The organism is Micromonospora fluostatini (assembly GCF_050410825.1).
GTDB lineage: Bacteria > Actinomycetota > Actinomycetes > Mycobacteriales > Micromonosporaceae > Micromonospora > Micromonospora rosaria.
In genome coordinates this window covers 4804236-4821887 of the sequence record NZ_CP191251.1, presented here as the reverse complement: position 1 = coordinate 4821887, position 17652 = coordinate 4804236, and the positions used below count along the sequence as shown (strand labels likewise).

Annotated in this window: 16 protein-coding genes, 1 tRNA gene and 1 pseudogene; 12 read left to right on the top strand and 6 right to left on the bottom strand. The window is 73.0% G+C overall.

Going from position 1 to position 17652, the window contains the following annotated elements; all coding sequences use genetic code 11:
- Positions 1 to 56: 56 nt before the first annotated feature.
- On the bottom strand, positions 57 to 716 hold the full coding sequence (locus ACQUFX_RS21075) for a 5-formyltetrahydrofolate cyclo-ligase (RefSeq protein ID WP_428962057.1): 660 nt from the start codon (positions 714 to 716) through the stop codon (positions 57 to 59).
- Positions 717 to 799: 83 nt separating this feature from the next.
- Between ACQUFX_RS21075 and ACQUFX_RS21070 the strand changes: the two genes are divergently transcribed.
- The 9 genes and pseudogenes from ACQUFX_RS21070 to ACQUFX_RS21030 all read left to right on the top strand — a co-directional run bounded on the left by ACQUFX_RS21070 (position 800) and on the right by ACQUFX_RS21030 (position 8880).
- Entirely contained in the window at positions 800 to 2956 is a 2157-nt protein-coding gene (locus ACQUFX_RS21070) for a GGDEF domain-containing protein (RefSeq protein WP_428962056.1), read from the top strand.
- 9 nt (positions 2957 to 2965) lie between these two features.
- Positions 2966 to 3928 (top strand): UTP--glucose-1-phosphate uridylyltransferase, encoded by a 963-nt coding sequence (locus tag ACQUFX_RS21065; RefSeq protein WP_428962055.1) that lies wholly within the window; start codon positions 2966 to 2968, stop codon positions 3926 to 3928.
- Positions 3925 to 5238 (top strand): molybdopterin molybdotransferase MoeA, encoded by a 1314-nt coding sequence (locus ACQUFX_RS21060; protein ID WP_428962054.1) that lies wholly within the window; start codon positions 3925 to 3927, stop codon positions 5236 to 5238. Before ACQUFX_RS21065 ends, ACQUFX_RS21060 begins: the two co-directional genes overlap by 4 nt.
- Positions 5239 to 5311: 73 nt before the next feature.
- Positions 5312 to 5914 (top strand): GNAT family N-acetyltransferase, encoded by a 603-nt coding sequence (locus ACQUFX_RS21055; RefSeq protein WP_428967024.1) that lies wholly within the window; start codon positions 5312 to 5314, stop codon positions 5912 to 5914.
- A gap of 189 nt (positions 5915 to 6103) precedes the next feature.
- A complete protein-coding gene (sepX, locus tag ACQUFX_RS21050; RefSeq protein ID WP_428962053.1) occupies positions 6104 to 6994 on the top strand; it encodes a divisome protein SepX/GlpR in 891 nt (296 codons plus the stop codon).
- Positions 6995 to 7307: 313 nt separating this feature from the next.
- Positions 7308 to 7381 (top strand) — tRNA-Ala (locus ACQUFX_RS21045).
- Between the two features lie 640 nt (positions 7382 to 8021).
- Positions 8022 to 8435: a hypothetical protein gene (locus ACQUFX_RS21040; protein ID WP_428962052.1), complete on the top strand. Its 414-nt coding sequence runs from the start codon at positions 8022 to 8024 to the stop codon at positions 8433 to 8435.
- Positions 8404 to 8577: pseudogene (locus tag ACQUFX_RS21035) on the top strand (RCC1-like domain-containing protein); the annotation flags it as partial. The gene ACQUFX_RS21040 and the pseudogene ACQUFX_RS21035, both read left to right, overlap by 32 nt.
- A 57-nt stretch (positions 8578 to 8634) precedes the next feature.
- A complete protein-coding gene (locus ACQUFX_RS21030; protein ID WP_428962051.1) occupies positions 8635 to 8880 on the top strand; it encodes a hypothetical protein in 246 nt (81 codons plus the stop codon).
- A 105-nt stretch (positions 8881 to 8985) separates the two neighbouring features.
- On the opposite strand, the gene ACQUFX_RS21025 is transcribed toward ACQUFX_RS21030, so the two are convergent.
- Entirely contained in the window at positions 8986 to 9393 is a 408-nt protein-coding gene (locus ACQUFX_RS21025) for a hypothetical protein (RefSeq protein WP_428962050.1), read from the bottom strand.
- A 438-nt stretch (positions 9394 to 9831) separates the two neighbouring features.
- Positions 9832 to 10815 carry an NAD(P)-dependent alcohol dehydrogenase gene (locus tag ACQUFX_RS21020; RefSeq protein WP_428962049.1) on the bottom strand — a complete coding sequence of 328 codons (984 nt, stop codon included), beginning with the start codon at positions 10813 to 10815 and terminating at the stop codon, positions 9832 to 9834.
- Between the two features lie 119 nt (positions 10816 to 10934).
- On the opposite strand from ACQUFX_RS21020, the gene ACQUFX_RS21015 reads away from it, so the two are divergent.
- On the top strand, positions 10935 to 11651 hold the full coding sequence (locus ACQUFX_RS21015; RefSeq protein WP_428962048.1) for a TetR/AcrR family transcriptional regulator: 717 nt from the start codon (positions 10935 to 10937) through the stop codon (positions 11649 to 11651).
- Positions 11652 to 11985: 334 nt separating this feature from the next.
- Complete coding sequence (locus ACQUFX_RS21010; RefSeq protein ID WP_428962047.1) at positions 11986 to 12891, top strand: bile acid:sodium symporter family protein; 906 nt, start codon at positions 11986 to 11988, stop codon at positions 12889 to 12891.
- Positions 12892 to 13094: 203 nt separating this feature from the next.
- On the opposite strand, the gene ACQUFX_RS21005 is transcribed toward ACQUFX_RS21010, so the two are convergent.
- A complete protein-coding gene (locus ACQUFX_RS21005) occupies positions 13095 to 14279 on the bottom strand; it encodes an acyl-CoA dehydrogenase family protein (RefSeq protein ID WP_428962046.1) in 1185 nt (394 codons plus the stop codon).
- A 386-nt stretch (positions 14280 to 14665) separates the two neighbouring features.
- On the opposite strand from ACQUFX_RS21005, the gene ACQUFX_RS21000 reads away from it, so the two are divergent.
- Positions 14666 to 15427, top strand: coding sequence for a DUF899 domain-containing protein (locus ACQUFX_RS21000; RefSeq protein ID WP_428962045.1), 762 nt, complete (start codon positions 14666 to 14668; stop codon positions 15425 to 15427).
- Positions 15428 to 15588: 161 nt separating this feature from the next.
- On the opposite strand, the gene ACQUFX_RS20995 is transcribed toward ACQUFX_RS21000, so the two are convergent.
- Both ACQUFX_RS20995 and ACQUFX_RS20990 read right to left on the bottom strand, forming a co-directional pair.
- The gene (locus ACQUFX_RS20995) at positions 15589 to 16458 is read right to left on the bottom strand and encodes a helix-turn-helix transcriptional regulator (RefSeq protein ID WP_428962044.1); all 870 of its coding nucleotides are present in this window, start codon (positions 16456 to 16458) and stop codon (positions 15589 to 15591) included.
- Between the two features lie 164 nt (positions 16459 to 16622).
- A complete protein-coding gene (locus tag ACQUFX_RS20990; RefSeq protein ID WP_428962043.1) occupies positions 16623 to 17507 on the bottom strand; it encodes an alpha/beta fold hydrolase in 885 nt (294 codons plus the stop codon).
- Between the last annotated feature and the right edge of the window lie 145 nt (positions 17508 to 17652).

Sequence of the window (17652 nt, the reverse complement as noted above, 5' to 3'; positions counted from 1 at the left end):
CCTCCGGATCTCCGACGGCCGATTGGCACTCGACGTATTCGAGTGCCAATGGTGCGTCATCGGACCCGGGTTCGTCCAGCGGAAGTGCCGGGACCGACATCCGGCCCGGGGGACAGCTCGATCACGCCTGAGGCCGGGGTGACCACCGCCCGGACCGGCCGGTCGTGCGGCTGCGCCGGCAACGACCCGACCAGTTCCCCGTCGTGCAGCAGCGCCACGGTCGGCACGGTCGCCGGCACCCGGGCCAGCGCCCGGTCGTACGAGCCGCCGCCCCGGCCCAGCCGCAGGCCCCGGCGGTCCACCGCGAGCGCCGGCACCACCACCAGGTCCGCCCCGGCGATGGCGGTCACCCCGAGCCGGGGCCCGGCGGGCTCCCGCATCCCCCGCCCCGCCGCGACGAGCACGCCGTCGTACACCGCCCAGTCCAGGTCCAGGTCCGGCCGGAGCACCGGCAGCAGCAGGTCCGCCGAGGGCGGCAGGGCGGCCCGGAGCGCCGCCGGCAGGTCCGGCCCGCCAGGTTCGGAGCCCACCGGCACGTACCCGGCCAGCCGCCGGGGGCGCAGCCGGCGTACCAGGTCGGTCAGCGCGGCCACCACGCGCCCGGCGGCGGCGGCCCGCTGCCCGGCGGTGAGCGCCCGGCGGTGGGCGAGCAGGCCGACCCGGGTGTGCCGTTTCGTCTCAGCGGTCACTTCCGCTTCATCAGAAAAATCAGGCACGCAACACTCCTGACGCAACGTTTGTCTAGCGGTGGCTCTGTGTCAGCATCGCAGCATCGGGCGCGGAACTGTCGGGGGGAAGCGTGACGTTACGCGGGCGGCTCACCGCAGCCTTTCTGGCGGTGGTGCTCGGCCCGGTCCTGCTGGGCGCGTTCCTGGTCGGTTCGGCCGTGGTCGCGGTCGACCGGAGCCGCTCGGCCGAACGGCTCGCGGTGGCCGCCGCCGCCGTGCGTACCTCGGTGGACGCGCTCTGCCAGCAACTACGCGCGGCGGCCGACGCGGTCGCCCTCACCGCCGAGACGGCCCGCCCCGGCGCCGCCGACCAGGTGGTCAGCCGAGGGCTGGCCGCCGCCGTGCAGGTCACCGACGCCACCGGCCGGGTCACCTACACCACCCCCGGCGCACCGACGACGCCCTGGTGGGACTGCACCGCCGCGCCGACCGGCGGCGGCCCGGTCCGGGCCCTGTCCGCCCGGGTCGACCTGCGCGACCCGGCCGGCGTCGCGCTGGGTACGGTCGCCGCCGCCTGGCAGGTCGACGCGGCGCTGGTGGCCCGGCTGGCCGCGGTGACCGGGGCCGCCGTGGACCTGCTCGACGATCCGGCCGGCCCCGCCGACGCCACGGCCGTCACCGACCGGCCACGCCCGGCCACCGCGCCGGACCGGGTCACCGAGGTCGACGGCCGGTACCTGCGGCGGGTCGGCCCCGCCCCGGGGCAGCCGTTGCCGCTGCTGCTCTCGGTGCCCAGCGACCGACCGACCGGCCTGTACCCGGCGCTGGTCGCCGCCGTGCTGCTCGCCGGGCTGCTGGCGGTGCTGGCCGCCGGACGGTTGGCCCGGGTGACCACCCGGCCCCTGGTGGAGTTGGCCGGCGCGGCGGACCGGGTCGCCCGGGGCGACCTGACCGCCCGGGTGCCGGTGCGCAGCCAGGACGAGATCGGCCGGCTGGCCACCGCCTTCAACCGGATGACCCGGGAGACCGACTGCTACGTGCAGGCCCTGACCACCAGCCGGGACCAGCTCCGCAGTCACCTGGCGGTGCTCGGCGACACCCTGGCCAGCACCCACGACCTGCAGCGCATCCTGCGGGTGATCCTGCACAGCGCGATCGTGGCGACCGGCGCGCGGGCCGGCGCGGTGCTGCTGCTGGACACCTCCGGCACCCTGGTCGGCCGGTGTGCCGAGGGGCTGGCCGGGCGGTGGCCGGACGACGACCCGGCCGGCCCGGCGATGCTGCGGGTACCCGTCGGCCACGGGGTGGTCGGGGCGGTCGCGGCCACCGGCGAGCCCCGGCGGGGCCGGGCCGACCCGGCCGCCCCGGTGGGGTCCGGCGAGCCGCGCTGCGCCACGTACGTCGCGGTGCCGTTCACCGTCCCCGACGCCGCCACGACCGACCCGGACCCGGACCCGGACCCGACGGAGGCCCCCGGGTCCGGCGCGGCGGCCGGCGGCGGGGCGGCCATCGGCGTGCTGGTCCTCTACGACCGGCACGGCGGCGACGAGTTCGACGACGACGACCTCGCCACCCTGGGCACCTTCGCCGGCCACGCCGCGGTGGCGGTGGACAACGTCCGGATCCACGAGGAGGCGCAACGGCTCTCGCTGACCGACCCGCTCACCGGGCTGTGGAACTACCGGTACCTGCGCGAGTCGCTGCGCCGGGAGGTGGAACGGGCCAACCGGTTCGGCCGGATGCTCAGCGTCCTCGCCCTCGACCTGGACCGGTTCAAGGTGGTCAACGACACGTACGGGCACGCGGCCGGGGACGCGGTGCTGGCCGAGTTCGCCCGCCGGCTGCGCGGCGAGATCCGCGAGGTCGACCTCGCCTTCCGGCAGGGCGGGGAGGAGTTCGTCCTGCTGCTGCCGGAGACCGACGCGCGGGGCGCGGCGATCGTCGCCGAGCGGCTCGGCGCGGTGGTCCGGGACAGCCCGATCCTCGTCGGCACGAACACCGGTGTCACGGTCCCGGTGCCGGTCACCGTCTCCGTCGGCATCGCCGTCTACCCGGACCACGCCACCGTCGGGCAGCAGGTCCTCGACGCCGCCGACAGCGCCCTCTACGCGGCCAAGGCGGCCGGTCGGGACACGTACCGGGTGGCCGAGCCGCCGGCCCGGCCCACCCGCAAGGAGATCCCCGTCGCGGTCCGGGCGGTCACCCCCGCCGACGGGCTCCCGCGCGCCGGTGCGCCGGGCGGCGCGTCTTCCGGGCCACACCCGCCGCGGCAGGGCCGTGGCCGATAGTCTCGCGACATGTCGGAGCACTCAGCGAACCCCTCAACGGCGACCCCTCCCACCGGCCGCCAACGCGCGGTCAAGGCCGTCATCCCGGCCGCCGGCCTCGCCACCCGGTTCCTGCCCGCCACGAAGGCGGTGCCCAAGGAGCTGCTGCCGGTGATCGACCGACCGGTGTTGCAGTACATCGTCGAGGAGGCGGCCCAGGCCGGCCTCGCCGACGTGCTGCTGATCACCGGCCGGGGCAAGACATCGATGGTCGACCACTTCGACCGTCGCCCCGACCTGGAGGCGCGCCTGGAGGCCAAGGGCGACGCCGAGCGGCTGGCCGCCGTGAAGCGCCCGAGCGAGCTGGCCGAGATCTACACCTGCCGGCAGCCGGAGCAGCTCGGCCTCGGGCACGCCGTCGGGTACGCCGAGTCGCACGTCGGTGACCAGCCCTTCGCGGTGCTGCTCGGCGACGAGTTCGTCAAGCCGGACGAGCCGCTGCTGCCGGCCATGTTGGAGCTGCAGGCCCGTACCGGTGGGGTGGTGCTCGCCTTCTTCGAGGTCGACCCGGCCGAGACCAAGCGGTACGGGATCGCCTCGGTGGAGCCCGCCGAGGCGGAGCTGACCGACATCGGCGAGGTCGTCAAGGTCACCGGCATGGTGGAGAAGCCGAAGCCGGAGGAGGCGCCGAGCAACCTCGCCGTCCTCGGCCGGTACGTGCTGCCGGGGAGGATCTTCGACGCGATCAGGCGGACCGAGCCGGGCAGCGGCGGGGAGATCCAGCTCACCGACGCGATGGAGCTGCTGCGCAACGAGGGCACGCCGGTGCACGCGATCGTCTACCGGGGCACCCGCTACGACACCGGGATGCCGCTGGGGTACCTCCAGACAGTGGTGCAGATCGCCGCCGAGCGCGAGGATCTCGGCGGCGAGTTCCGCAAGTGGCTGGCCGAGTTCGTCAACTCCGACGCGTCGGGTGGACCTAGTACATGACCGCGACGGCCGACGCCGAGGCGGCCGAAAACGAGTTGACGCCGCTCGCCGAATACCTGGGCAGTGTGCTGCGCAGGTTACGTGCGCTGCCTCCGCTCGACCTCGACCTCACCCAGGCGTACGGCAACGTCCTCGCCGAGGACGTGATCACTCCGCACGCGTACCCGGCGTTCGACCAGGCGGCGGTGGACGGGTACGCGGCGCGCTGGGAGGACCTCGTCGGTTCCGGCCGGGGCGGCGGCTACGCCCCGGCCGGTTCCCGCAACCCGCAGAACCGCACCGTGCGACTCAACGTGGTCGGTGACCTCGGCGCGGCGAGTTGGCGACCGGTCCGGCTGACCCCCGGGGCCTGCTTCTCGGTGGCGGCCGGCGCGCCGCTGCCCATCGCCGCCGACGTGGTGGTGCCCGTCGAGTGGACCGACCAGGGCATGGCCGCGGTGGAGATCTACCGGGTGCCCAAGCGCGGCTACGGGCTGCGCCGCGCCGGGGAGGAGTTGCCGGCCGGCACGCTGCTCGCCCGCGCCGGCACGTACGTCTCGCCGGCCCTGGTCGCGGTGCTGGCCGCCACCGGCATCGGGCACGTGGTGGTGCGGCCCAGCCCCCGGGTGGTCGTGGTGGCCACCGGCGACGAACTCGTCGACGTGGGCCGGGGCAGCCAGCCCGGCCAGGTGGTCGACGCCAACTCGCACGCGCTCACCGCCGCCGCGGCCGAGGCCGGCGCGCTGGCGTACCGGGTGGGCATCTGCGACGACGACCCGGAGGGGCTGCGCGGCCTGCTGGAGGACCAGACCCTGCGGGCCGACCTGATCATCACCACCGGGGGGACCGGCACCGGCCCCGGGGACATGGTGCGGCGCATCCTGTCCCGGCGGGAGGGCGGGCGGGCCGGGCCGGTCACCTTCACCGACGTGGCGCTCTACCCCGGCGCGGCCCTGGGCTTCGGCACCGTCGGCGCGGAGGAGGTGCCGGTGGTCTGCCTGCCCGGTGAGCCCGGCGCCGCACTGATCGGCTTCGAGGTGCTGGCCCGCCCGGCGATCAACCTGCTGGCCGGGGCGGAACCCGTCTTCCGGCCCAGCGTCCGGGCCCACCTGCTGGAGACCATCACCTCGCCGGGCGGGCTGCGCGAGTTCCGGCCGGCCCACGTCGCCGAGCGCCGAGGCGGTGGGTACACTGTGCAACCGCTCAGCGGCGGCCCGTACACACTGTCCGGGTTGGCCGAGGCGAACGGCCTGCTGGTGCTCGGTGAGCGGGTGACCACGGCCGCCGCCGGCTCCACCGTGGACGTCCTCCTGCTGGACCGCCGCCGTTGAGTTCTGCTGGTACGAGCGGAGGGTTGGCTCTGTGAGCTGGTTCAGGCGGCCTCCGGGCTGGCCGGTGGTGCTGATGGACGGTCCGGTGGTGCTCCGGCCGTACCGGCGCTCGGACGCGACGGCCTGGTCCCAGGTGCGCCGGGCGAACCGGTCCTGGCTCGCCCCCTGGGAGTCGGCCCTGCCGGGCGGTTGGGACGAGCTGAACTCGCCGTCGGCGTTCCGCTGGGTGTACCGCGACCAGCGCCGCTCGGCCAACAGCGGCGAGGGCCTGCCGTTCGCCGTCTGCCTGCGGGAGGACGGCGAGGAACGGCTCGTCGGCCACCTCAACGTGGGCAGCATCGTGCGCCGGGCGTTCTGCTCCGGGTACGTCGGGTACTGGGTGGACTCCCGGGTGGCCGGTCGCGGTGTGATCCCGACCGCCCTGGCGCTCGCTGTGGATCATGCTTTCGGCCCAGGCGGACTCCACCGGGTCGAGGTCAACATCCGCCCGGAGAACAAGCCTTCCCGCCGCGTGGTCGAGAAACTGGGCTTCCGCGAAGAGTCGTACCACGTGCGGTACATGCACATCGACGGTGCCTGGCGCGACCACATCGGATACGCCATGACCAGCGAGGAGGTCGCCCTCGAAGGCGGCCTGCTGGCCCGCTGGCACCGCGTCCAGGCCGGCGAAGCCTGAACTGTGAGTCCCGTCGCCGGGCCTGCCTGCTCGGCGCGTTGCGCAAACTTCCTGGTCGGCGGCCCGTAACCTCAGGTAACTGCAAGCTGCGGCAGGCGCGGAAAGCCCGCAGGATCTTCAGTACCGGAGGTGGCCGGTGGAAGATCCTGCGGCCGGTAGGCGGTTGTCCCGACACTGGTGACGGGAGGGGTGAGGGTGCCGACCTCGGTGCTCCTCGCCGTCCTCGCCGCCGCCGGTCTGCTCGCCCTCGCCCCGGCGCTGGTTCGTCGGTACGACGCCACCGAGCGGCTGGTGGCGGAGCGGGCGCAGTCGACGGCGCGGGTGCTCCAGCGCCGCCGACGGCGTCGTACTGTCCCCGGCCGGCTGCCCGTCAACACGTCCCGCACCCTGGTCGTCACCCTCAGCCCTGATCCGGCCACGGGTGGCCTCACCGCCCCCTCGGCTGGCGCTGGCGGCGGTGCCGGCGCTCACGGTGCTGGTGGGGCCGCTGGGGCGGGGGCCGCCGCACCGGTCTCCCCGGCGCCACCGGGCGCGGCCGGGCGCCGGGGCGCGGCCCGGCGGGCGAAGCGGCTGCGCGCCGTACCGCCCGCGCCCAAGCGCGCCCGTCGCCGTCCGCCGGCCCGCCGCCACACCCCGGCGATCTACCGGCGTCGCCGGGTCCTGGCCGCCCTGCTGCTGCTCAACGTCGTCGAGCTGATCGGCGTGGTCGTGGTCGGCCCGGGCTTCTGGATCAGCTTCTCGGTCACCGGCACCCTGCTCGTGGCGTACGTCTTCCACCTGCGCAGCCGGGCGGTCGCCGACCGCCGCCGGCGGCGGGAGCAGGCCCGCGAGGCCGCCTGGCTGGCCGCCCGGCAGGCCGAGGTGCGCCGGGAGCAGGCCCGCCGGGCAGCGGCCCGCCGGGAGGCCCAGCGCCGCCTGGCCGCCCAACGCGAAGGGGTACGCCGCGCCGCGATGGGCCTGGACCGCCCCGCCGACCTGCCCGCCGTGGCCAGCGGCGGCGCCTCGGTCTCGTACCGCCGCGCGGGCGGGCTGCGGGGCCGTCCGTACCAGTCCGGCCGCAACACCCCCCACTCCGCCTGACCGGGACGCCCGGCCCGGCGGGCGCGCCGCCCCTTCCGGCCGGCGACGGTATCCACCCGGCCGTCCTGTCGAGCTGCCCCGCCGATGGGACCACCAGGTCGCCGACCACCTCCAGCGACCTCCCCTCGCTCCCCGTACCTCCCGCAGGTGACCTTGGAAGATTTCGGCCCCTCGAAGGGCCGTTTTCTTCCAAGGTCCACTGGTCAGGGCGGTGCGGCGGGGTGGATTCGCGCCGGGGGTGGCCGGGCTGATAGCCTTGTCGCCGGCCCGCCCGGTGTGTTCCGGACGGGGCCGACGCCGGCACGCCGGCGGAGGGGCTGTGGCGCAGACCGGTAGCGCACCTCGTTCGCATCGAGGGGGTCAGGGGTTCAAATCCCCTCAGCTCCACCCAGTTCAAAGGCCGTTTCCGCCCGTCGGAGACGGCCTTTTTCGATCTTGTGCAGCAGGTCGAACAAGTGGTGAAGACTAGGTCGCTGTCCTGCCAGGCCCGCCCGGCGTAGTCGCGGCGCCGCCGCTGATCTTCGCGGCGCGAGCGGAGAGCGGTGACGCAGATGGCCGGCAGGGGAGGGCCACGTCCGACGACTTGGTCTTGGTCTCCCCGCGCAAGAGGTGCCGGCGGATCCGCTGGAGCTGGTAGGCACCGCCAGCCCACCGGAGCCAGGTCGACATCGACGCAGCGCATGCCCAGGACCTAACCCCGGCGCAGTCCGAGGACCAGGATCGACACGTGAGCGGCGTAGAGCGGGTCACCAGCGGCGTAGAGCGGGTCACCTTCGACGCGGGCCGATTTCAAGGACAGGCGCACTCGTCGACGGACTGGGCGAACCGAGCGGACCGCCGCCCGACCCGCCAGCGTCCACACGAGCCGTCATGACGTGGCGGGCCGGGCGGCGGTCCGCTCCACTCAAGTGCGGGTCGAAGGTAGACAGGGTGACCGAGCAGTCACGGTTGGTCTCAAGAGTATTCGGCGCCAGGCGCTCTTACGTGGACTTGTGCGCGGCTGGACCCCGAGGCGTACCTGCGGCAGTTGCCGTCTGTGGCGGACCCGCTGCCGGAAGGGGCGCGCGGGTTCGCCACGGACCCCGCGCACTACGACTCTTTCAGCCGGCGGTGCGTCAAGGACCTCACGCCCGAGCGGCTGACGTCCGGTGGGACGGGCGGAAGCCGCTGGGTCGAGGTGCACCTGCGGCACAACTGCTGGAAACACGAGGAAGACCTGACGATCCGCTACCGCGACGTGCGGACTCTGACGATCGAGCCCGCCGGCCAGGGGCTGGCCGTGGCCCAGCTCGGGGACGTGTTGCTGGACGAGGTGCTTCCGCACGACCACGGGTGCCGACACGAGATCGCCTGCCTCGCCGGAACGCTGGTCGTGACGAGCCTCGACCTGGTCGCCACCTGGTCGCCCGCTGACTGCCGGGAGCGCGAGCCGAGCCGGTAAGGCGTCTGCGCCGCCTTCTGGAACTGGCCGGGGTCGCGGTCGCCGTGGGCAGTGCGCGGTCGACACGTGGCGCGACATCGCCGCCGTCGCTGCCGGGTACCTCCACACGGTCGGTCTCACCGACGACGGACGCGTCCTCGCGGTCGGGGACCGGTCGACGGGTGCCTGTGACGTCGGTGCCTGGCGGGACGTCGTGGCCGTGGCGGCGGGCAGCTACCACACCGTCGGCGTCACCGCGGCTGGCCGGGTCGTCGCCGTGGGCAGCAACGACCTCGGCCAGTGCGGCGTCGTCGACTGGCGCGGGATCGTCGCGGTGGCGGCGGGCTCCACCCACACGCTCGGGCTACGCGTGGACGGAACTGTTGTCGCCACCGGCAACAACGATCACGGCCAGTGCGAGGTGACTGGCTGGGACGCGATCCAGTCACCCGGCCACAGATCGTGAAAACGGCGGTGGAGGCCGCGACAGGGGAGCCGACAATTGTCTCGCCCGGTGGTCGTGCGTGGGCTGATTATTTGTGGCGGATTTCGGTGTCGACTACGGACGGCGTCAGGAGGCCACGTTGAGGAAGAACTTCTCGTGGCCCCCGCCGTTGGCGTTGAACTGGCAGTTGACGATCCCGCTGCCGGGGTCGGTGAAGGCCGTCACCCCGTGCGCGACCAGGCGCAGGTACACGTTCGGGAAGGTCGCCAACTCGAAGGAGAACGATCCGTCCGCCTGGGCGCGGAGCTTGTACTTCTCGTAGGGCCCCGCGCCGTACTGGCAGTTGACCGTCCCGCCGCCGGGCCCGGTGACGGTCACCCCGGTACCGTCTGCGCGCAGGAACACGTTCGGGAAGGTCGCCGACTCGAAGGAGAACAGTCCGTCCGGCTGGGCGCGGAGCCGGTACTTCTCGTAGGGGCCGACGCCGTACTGGCAGTTGACAGTTCCGCCGCCGGAGTTGGTGGAACTGGTCACCTCCGCGCCGTACAAGCGGAGGTACACATTCGGGAAAGCCGTCGATTGGACCGTGATCGGGGTGTCCCCGAGTGCCGCGAAATCCGCCGTCGACAACGGCATGGCGCACCTCTCTCTCCTCTGTGGAATCACCACGATATCCGGATCGCCGTCGATAGATAAGATTCGGTGCTTGGCGCGTGCCGGGGGTAAGGACAATAGCGGGCGGAAGCCGCGGAACCGGAACTGTCGCTATGCCGGGATTCCCATGTACGGCAAGGGGGCCGGAGTCGGCGGACCCCGGCTCGTGGGCCCTGATCAGGCAGGATCGCCGAGTCGTTGTCAGGTGGTGTCACGACGCCGGGAATGAAGGAAAATGATTCATCTCGTGGCGCGCCGAGAATCGTATGGATGACTGAATTGTTGACACCGGAGGGCCCCGGTGGGAAAGGGCGCGGGTCAGATGGTGATGACGACCTTCGCGCGGGCGTGCTCGCCTTCGAGGTACCGCAGCGCCTGGGGCACCTCGTGGAGCGGGTAGGTCCGGTCGATGACCGGGGTGAGGCGGCCGGCCTCGGCGTGGGCGCGGAGCGTGTCGAGGTGCTGCCGGCTGGGCGTCGTGGCGAGGGCGACGATGCGCTGCCGGACGAGGGGCGCCAGCACCTGCCCGCGCGCGAGGAGCCAGACCGGCCCGAGGAGACTGCCGCCCCCGTACACGCCGCCGCCGGAGAGCACCAGCGTCCCGGTCGGGGTCAGCGCCCGCCGCAGCGCGGTGAGTGAGCGGTTGCCGACCAGGTCGAACACGAGGTCGTGGCGGCGACCGTCGCGGGTGAAGTCGCCGCGGGTGTAGTCGACGACGTGGTCGACGCCGAGGGAGCGGACCAGGTCGACGTTGCGGGTGCTGCACACCCCGGTCACGGTCGCCCCGAGCGCGGTGGCCAGTTGGACGGCCAGGGTGCCGACGCCGCCGGACGCGCCGTTGACGAGGACGCGCTGGCCGGGCTGGACCTGCCCGACGTCGGACAGCCCCATGAGCGCGGTGACGCCGGCCAGCGGCAGGGCGGCGGCCTGCTGTGACGTCAGGTTCGCCGGCTGCGGCGCGACCAGGGTCGCGGGGACGCGGACGTACTCGGCGAACGCGCCGTTGGCGTCGCCGAGGTCGCCGAAGACGGCGTCGCCGGGGCGTACCTCCCGGACGTGGGCGCCGACCGCCTCGACCCGGCCGGCGAAGTCGCGGCCCCGGATGCGCGCCCGGGGCCGCGACCGGCCGAAGGACAACCGGGACATCCGGGGGTCGCCCCGCACGATGTGCCAGTCGTACGCGTTGAGCGCGGCGGCCTCGACCCGGACGAGCACCTCGTCGGGGCCCGGTACCGGGGTGTCGACCTCCGCGAGGGTGAGCGCCTCGGGCGGACCGTACCGGTCCTGGACGATCGCCTTCATCTCCGCCTCCGCTCCCTGGTGGTGTACGGCGTACACCTGATGAAACGAAACGATAGGTGTACGCCGTACACCTGTCAAGGCGGTTAGGGTGGCAACCGCCCCTGGAAGACGAGGACGAAATGGCTGAGCAGGCTGGGACGCTGCGCCGGACGCCGCTGAGCAGGGACCGGATCCTGCGCGCCGCCGTCGCGCTCGCCGACGAGGCCGGCATCGAGTCGCTCAGCATGCGCAACCTCGCCCAGGAGTTGGGCGTCGTGCCGATGGCCCTCTACAAGCACGTGGCCAACAAGGACGAACTGCTCGACGGCATGATCGACGTCATCGTCGGCGAGATCGAGCCGCTGGTACCCGGCGCCGACTGGCAGCAGACGCTCCGGCGGCGCATCCTCTCGGCGCGGCAGGTGCTGCGGCGTCACCTCTGGGCGCCGCTGGCGATCGAGTCGCGGAACATGGCCACGCCGGCCGTCCTGGCCTACCTCGACTCGATGGTCGGGACGTTGCGGGCCGGTGGGCTCTCCGCCGACCTCGCCCACCACGTGATGCACGCGCTGGGCAGCCGGATCCTGGGCTTCAGCCAGGAACTGTTCGACGCCTCCCGGCAGGCCGGCCGCTCCGGCGCGACCGAGCCGGAGCCGGCAGCGGGCCTGCCGCCGGAGGCGGCGGCCCGGTTCCCGCACCTCGCGGAGATCGCCACGGCGGCGTCCCACGACGACGGGTCGGTGGTGGGCCAGGGCTGCGACGACCAGTTCGAGTTCGAGTTCGCGCTGGACCTGCTGCTCGACGGGATCGAACGGCTGCGACAGCAGGGCTGGCGGTCGGCGCACCGACCCGGCTGAGCCACCCGGGCGCGCCACGCGACCTCTCCTTTCCTCCGGCGGCCCCGGTGGTGTGGCGTCGGTGGGGAATTTGTCCGGGCCGGGCCGGGCTTCATCCGGGCTGGCCGGCCCCGGGCGGTCCGGCGTGATTCGCCCGTGGAGGGTTTTCTTCAGCGGTTTCCCGAATGGTTTCGGAATGCGGCCCAGGTGGTGCCCGGTGCGAATCTGTCCGGTGGGGATTCGACCAGGGTGAGAGTGGTCGAAAAAGCGGCGGAGAAAGGGCACGATCCGAGAAGTCTGGCGCGTGGCGTGGTGTGACGCTCATGGATCTCATACCGATTGAAGGGCGGAGATCGTGAGTAACGACGCAATCCTGGTACTGTTCCCCGTCGCGGTGGGCATCGTCATGCTCGGTCTCGGCCTGACCCTGACCCTCGAAGACTTCCGCCGGGTGGTGAAGTACCCCAAGGCGATGGTGGTCTGCCTGGTCAGCCAGATGCTGATCCTGCCGGCGATCTGCCTGGGCCTGGTGGTGGGGCTCAACCTGCGGCCCGAGTTGGCGGTCGGGATGATGCTGCTGGCCGCCTCGCCCGGCGGCAGCACCGCCAGCCTCTACAGTCACCTGTTCAAGGGGGACCTGGCGCTCAACATCTCGCTGACCGCGGTCAACTCGGTGCTGGCGATGTTCACCCTCCCGGTGATCGTGAACCTGTCGGTGGCCGGCTTCCTGGGCTCGGACAGCTCGCTCGGTCTCCAGTTCGACAAGGTGATCCAGGTCTTCGCCATGGTCCTGGTCCCGATCGCCATCGGCATGGCCGTCCGGGCCCGGTTCACCGCCACCGCCATCCGCCTGGAGCGGGCGGTGAAGGTGCTGTCGGTGGTCGTCCTGATCATGATGATCTCCAGCGTCATCGCCGGCCTCGGCGGCGAGGTCTTCGACATCCTCGGCGAGATCATCCTCGCGGTCGTGGCGTTCAACCTGATCAGCATGGCGATCGGCTACTACGGGCCGCGCGTGCTGCGGATCGGCGAGCGGGAGTCGATCGCCTCGGCGTTCGAGATCGGCCTGCACAACGCCAGCCTGGCCATCACGATCGGGATGAGCCCGACCCTGCTCAACAACACCACGATGGCAATGCCCTCGGTGACCTACGGCTTCGTCATGTTCTTCACGGCCGCCGTCTTCGGCTTCGTCGTATCCCGCCGGGTGCCGGCCGCGACCGCCACCCCCCACCGGACGCCGACCTCCTCCGGGGTCTGACCCGCACGCCCCACCCGCCGCACGCCCGCGAGCCCGCGTCCCCGCCGGAACCCCGGCACCGACGCGGGCTCGCGGCCTGTCCCGGCCCGGCCGGGGTCGCCACCACGCGGGGTCCACCGGGGTACGGGAGACACCGCCGACCCGCACCGGACAGGGACGAGCCGCCCGGCGGGGGGCACCGGGCGGCTCGTCGGTCGGGGCGGTCAGATGTAGAGGGTGTTCGGGCCCAGGCCGCAGACGATCCGGCCGTACAGCTCGGTGTTGGTGTCGGGGTTGATCAGGCCGTGCAGGCTCATCGCGTTGACGTCCCGGGCGATCCGCTGGATCGGCTCGTCCCGGTAGATCGAGCTGCCACCGCTGGCCGAGGCGAAGATGTCCACCGCCTCCTTGGCCAGCCGGGTCGCCCAGCCCTGGTCGGCCCGGACCCGGGCCCGCTCCTCCAGCGTCCACTCCGCGCTGCTGGCGGCCTTGGCGTCGACCAGGTCGGCGGCGTGGTACGCGTGGAACTCGGCCTGCTCGATCTTCATCAGGGCGGTACCGACCTGGTGGTGGGTGATCGGCGCCTCGCTCTGGTTCTCGTACTCGGTGTAGGTGATCTTCCGGCCGGGGAGCCGGCCGAGGAACTCGTCGCGGGCCGCCTTCGCGACGCCCACCGCCGCGCCCACCCCCGAGGCCGCCGCGTTCAGCGAGGCCGGCGTCCGCCAGAGCGGGGAGGCGGCGTTGCTCTCCGACAGGCCCTGCGGGATCATCGCCGCGCTCATCGGGATGATGTGGCTGGCGGGCACGAAGACGTCCCGGGCGAGGGTGGTCACGCTGCCGGTGGCGGTCAGCCCGGTGGTGTACCAGTCGTCCACGATCTTCATGCTGCCCATCGGCACCAGCGCCATGATCGGCTCCGGCTCGGCGTCCGGACGCAGCAGGATCGCCGCGACCTCCTGCCACTGGGCGTGGTGGGCGCCGCTGATGAACCGCCAGCTCCCGTTGACGACGATGCCGCCCTCGGCCGGCACCGCCGTGCCGCTGGGGCTGTTGGTGCCGCACACCCGGGCGTTGGGGGTGGCGAAGACCTCGTCCTGGGCCGCGTCGGGGAAGAGCCCGGCGAGCCAGGTGGGGATCCACAGCACCGAGGTCGTCCAGGCGGTGCTGCCGTCACCCCGGCCCAGCTCGGCGGCGATCGCCACGAGGGTACGGGTGTCCACCTCGTAGCCGCCGTACCGGCGCGGGGTACGCAGCTTGAACAGGCCCGCCTCCTCGATGGCGGCCACCGTCTCGTCGTGCAGGCGGCGGTTCTCCTCCTGCCAGGCGGCGTGCTTGCGGATCAGCGGGACCAGTCCCGCGGCCCGCTGGACCAGTTCCTCACGGGTGGGTACGTCGGTGATCGTGGACACTTGTCCTCCTCAACGGACGACCGGATCGACACGGGCGCGGTGCCGACCAGGTCGGGGGCCAGGGGTGCGGTGGGCCGGAACGGTGTCGGCCGCGACGGTGCCGCCGGGTGGCGGGGTCGGCCGGGATGGTGCTGGTCGGGCGCCATCGAGGCTGTCACAGCCCGCCCGCCCGCTGCCTCTTCCGGATTGCTCCGTGCTGCCCCCGGGACAGCGTGAGACTGCTCCGTGCCGCCTCCGAGCAGCGTGCGACTGCTCCGTGCCGGTCGGGTCACCGGGGGTCCGCACGAGGGCACGGTCGGAGAAGTCAGCCGCCCGCCGCCGATGTCAGGGTCGCAGTGTCACCGGGCCGCCGAGTGGGCCCGGCGGCTGTCCCTGAGGAGGAACCGATGAGCTTTCCGCGGATCGTCTCGCGCGAGGAGTGGACCGTCGAACGGAAGAAGCTGCTCGAGCAGGAGAAGGCGGTGACCCGGGCACGGGACGGGCTCAGCGCCGCCCGCCGGGCCATGCCGGTGGTGCCCGTCGAGAAGACGTACACCTTCACCTCGCCGACCGGCGAGGTGACGCTGCTGGACCTGTTCCAGGGGCGTCGCCAGTTGATCGTCCGGCACTTCATGTTCGACCCGAAGTGGGAGGAGGGCTGCGTCGGCTGCTCGATGCAGGCCGACAACGTCGGGGACCTGTCCCACATGCACGCCCGGGACACGTCCTTCGTGATGATCGCCCGTGCCCCGCTGGAGAAGATCGAGGCGTTCAAGACCCGGATGGGCTGGTCCCACATCCCGTGGGTGTCGTCCTTCGGCAGCGACTTCAACTACGACTTCAACGTGTCGATGGAGAAGGGCGAGCTGCCCGCGGTCAGCTCCTTCATCCGCGAGGACGACAAGATCTTCCACGCCAGCTCCGTCTTCGACCGGGGCGGCGAGGTCTTCATCAACACCTACAACTACCTGGACGTGACGCCCCTGGGGCGGCAGGAGGAGGAGCTGGCCCACCCCTGGGACTGGTGGCGGCACCACGACAAGTACGACTCCGCCGAGGCCGCCAACCCGGGTGAGAACTGGTGGACCGGCGTCGACAAGTTCAAGACCCGGCAGGTACGCCACGACGGCCCGGCCACCGCGCAGCAGGCGGAGGCCGGCGCGCAGTAGCCGTGGTGGGGCACTGCCGTGCCCCACCACCCCGCGGCGGCTGGTTTCCGGCCGGGCGACTCCCGCCCGGTAACGGACCAGCCGCCGCCGACGTGTGCGCGGGCCGGCCGCCGCCCCCGGACCGGCCGTCGCCGGGCGGTGCGGGGGAGCTGGAGGGTCGCTCAGCGGACGGCGACGCTGCTGCGCCGGGGGGCGGGCGACCGCACCGGGGCGGCCTGGCGGGGGATCCCGCCGAGCATCCGCAGGGCCGCCGCCGAGGGGGAGCCGGACTCGACGGTGAACGTGACGAGCATCAGGTCCGGGGTCTCCTCCAGCCGGAGGGTGTGCTGGTTGACCGTCAGCGGACCGACCACCGGGTGGACCATGTCGTAGGTCATGGTCTCGCAGGTGCTGACCGGGTGCTCGGCCCACATCGCGGCGAACTCGGGACTGCTGGCGCGCAACTCCGCCACCAGCCCGGTGACCCGCTGGTCGTCGCGGTACCGGCCGGCCGCCAGGCGCAGGTACGCCACGACGGAGCGGGCCTTGCCCGGCCAGTCGGCGTACAGCGCGCGGGTGACCGGGTCGAGGAAGACCGCCCGGCTCATGTTGGGCGCCTCGTCCAGGTGCCAGGCGAGCAGCGCGTGGCCCAGCGGGTTCCAGGCGTAGACCTCCGTCGCCGCGCCGAGCACCATGGCGGGCACGTCGGGCATCATCGCGAGCATCTGGTGCAGGCCGGGCGGGGCGGTGGTGGCCCGCCCGGCGGGCTCGGTCGCGGCGCGGCCCGGCCGGGCCAGCGCGAACAGGTGGGCCCGCTCGCCGGGGTCGAGGTGCAGGGCCCGCGCCACGGCGTCGAGCACCTCGTCGGAGACGTTGGGCGCCTGCCCCTGCTCCAGGCGGGTGTAGTAGGAGACGCTGACCCCCGCGAGCTGGGCGAGCTCCTCCCGGCGCAGCCCGGTGACCCGTCGTCGTTCGCCGTAGCGGACCAGCCCGGCGTCCTGCGGGCGGATGACACCGCGCCGCGATCGGAGGAACTCGCCCAGCGGATTCATGCGTCTCAGTATGCCTGACACTGGCAGTGGTACCTATCGAGGGAGTACCAACGGATTCTCTCTGGAGGGTCGTTTCCGGCCCCGCCCGGCGGGTGGTCGGCCGGCGGGGAGCGCTCCGCCTGCCGACCGGCCGGGCCGTGCGTGTCCGAGCGTTCCGGCGCTGCTCAGGCCGTGTCGGCGAGGAAGCGCAGGATGTGGGCGTTGGTGATCTCCGGCTGCTCGGTGAGCGGGGTGTGCCGGGAGTCGGGGACCAGGGCGCCGGCCGAGCCCTTCGGCAGGGCCTCGACGATCCCGGCGAGGGTCTCCTCGGTCATCCCGAAGGAGACGTCCTCCGCGCCGAAGATGTTCAGCGTCGGCTGGCTCGGCAGGGCCCCCCACAGCGCGCCCTGCTCGGCCGCCCACTGCGGGCTGCCGAAGGTCGCGGCGGGGAAGTTGGTGCGGTAGATGTTCAGCGCGGCGCGCAGGTTCTCCGGGGTGCCCAGGGAGGCCCGGATCGCCGCCATGTCCTCGGTGAGGTCGTAACCCTCCCGGCTGTACTTGCGGATCATGAACTCCAGGAAGGCGAGGTCGTCGGCGGCGACCAGCTCGTCGGCGGCGGCCATCTGGAAGAACCAGAAGTGGGTCTGCACGTCGATGCCCCGGGGGTTGAGCACCAGCGGGCCGAAGAACTGGAACGGCGGCACGTCGCAGGCGACCAGCCGGGACCAGCGCTGCGGCGCCTGCACCACCGCGCCCCAGGCGGTCGCCGCTCCGAAGTCGTGCCCGACCAGCACCGCCCGCTCGTCCCCGCCGAGCACCTCGTGCAGCGCGTTGACGTCGCCGATCAGGTCGGCCAGGTGCTCACGGCCGGGCGGCGGCACCGAACTGGGGGCGAAGCCCCGGGTCCACGGGGCCACGGCGCGGTAGCCGGCCTCGGCCAGCGCCGGCATCAGGTACCGGTAGGTGCCGGGGGTGAACGGGAAGCCGTGGACCAGCAGGGCCAGCGGCCCCTCGCCCACCTCCCGGTATGCGATGTCGACGCCGTTGACGGCGACCTGTCCCTGACGCATGGCGTGCCTCCTCGACGGGCATGGATTGAGCCAAGCGTGTCGGAGCGGTGGCCACCGCGCTTCTCCCTGCGTGCCGCCCTTAGCACGGGCTGACCTGCGGCGTGAGGACAATCAGGAGCATTACCCCGATCCGGTGAAAGGGCGG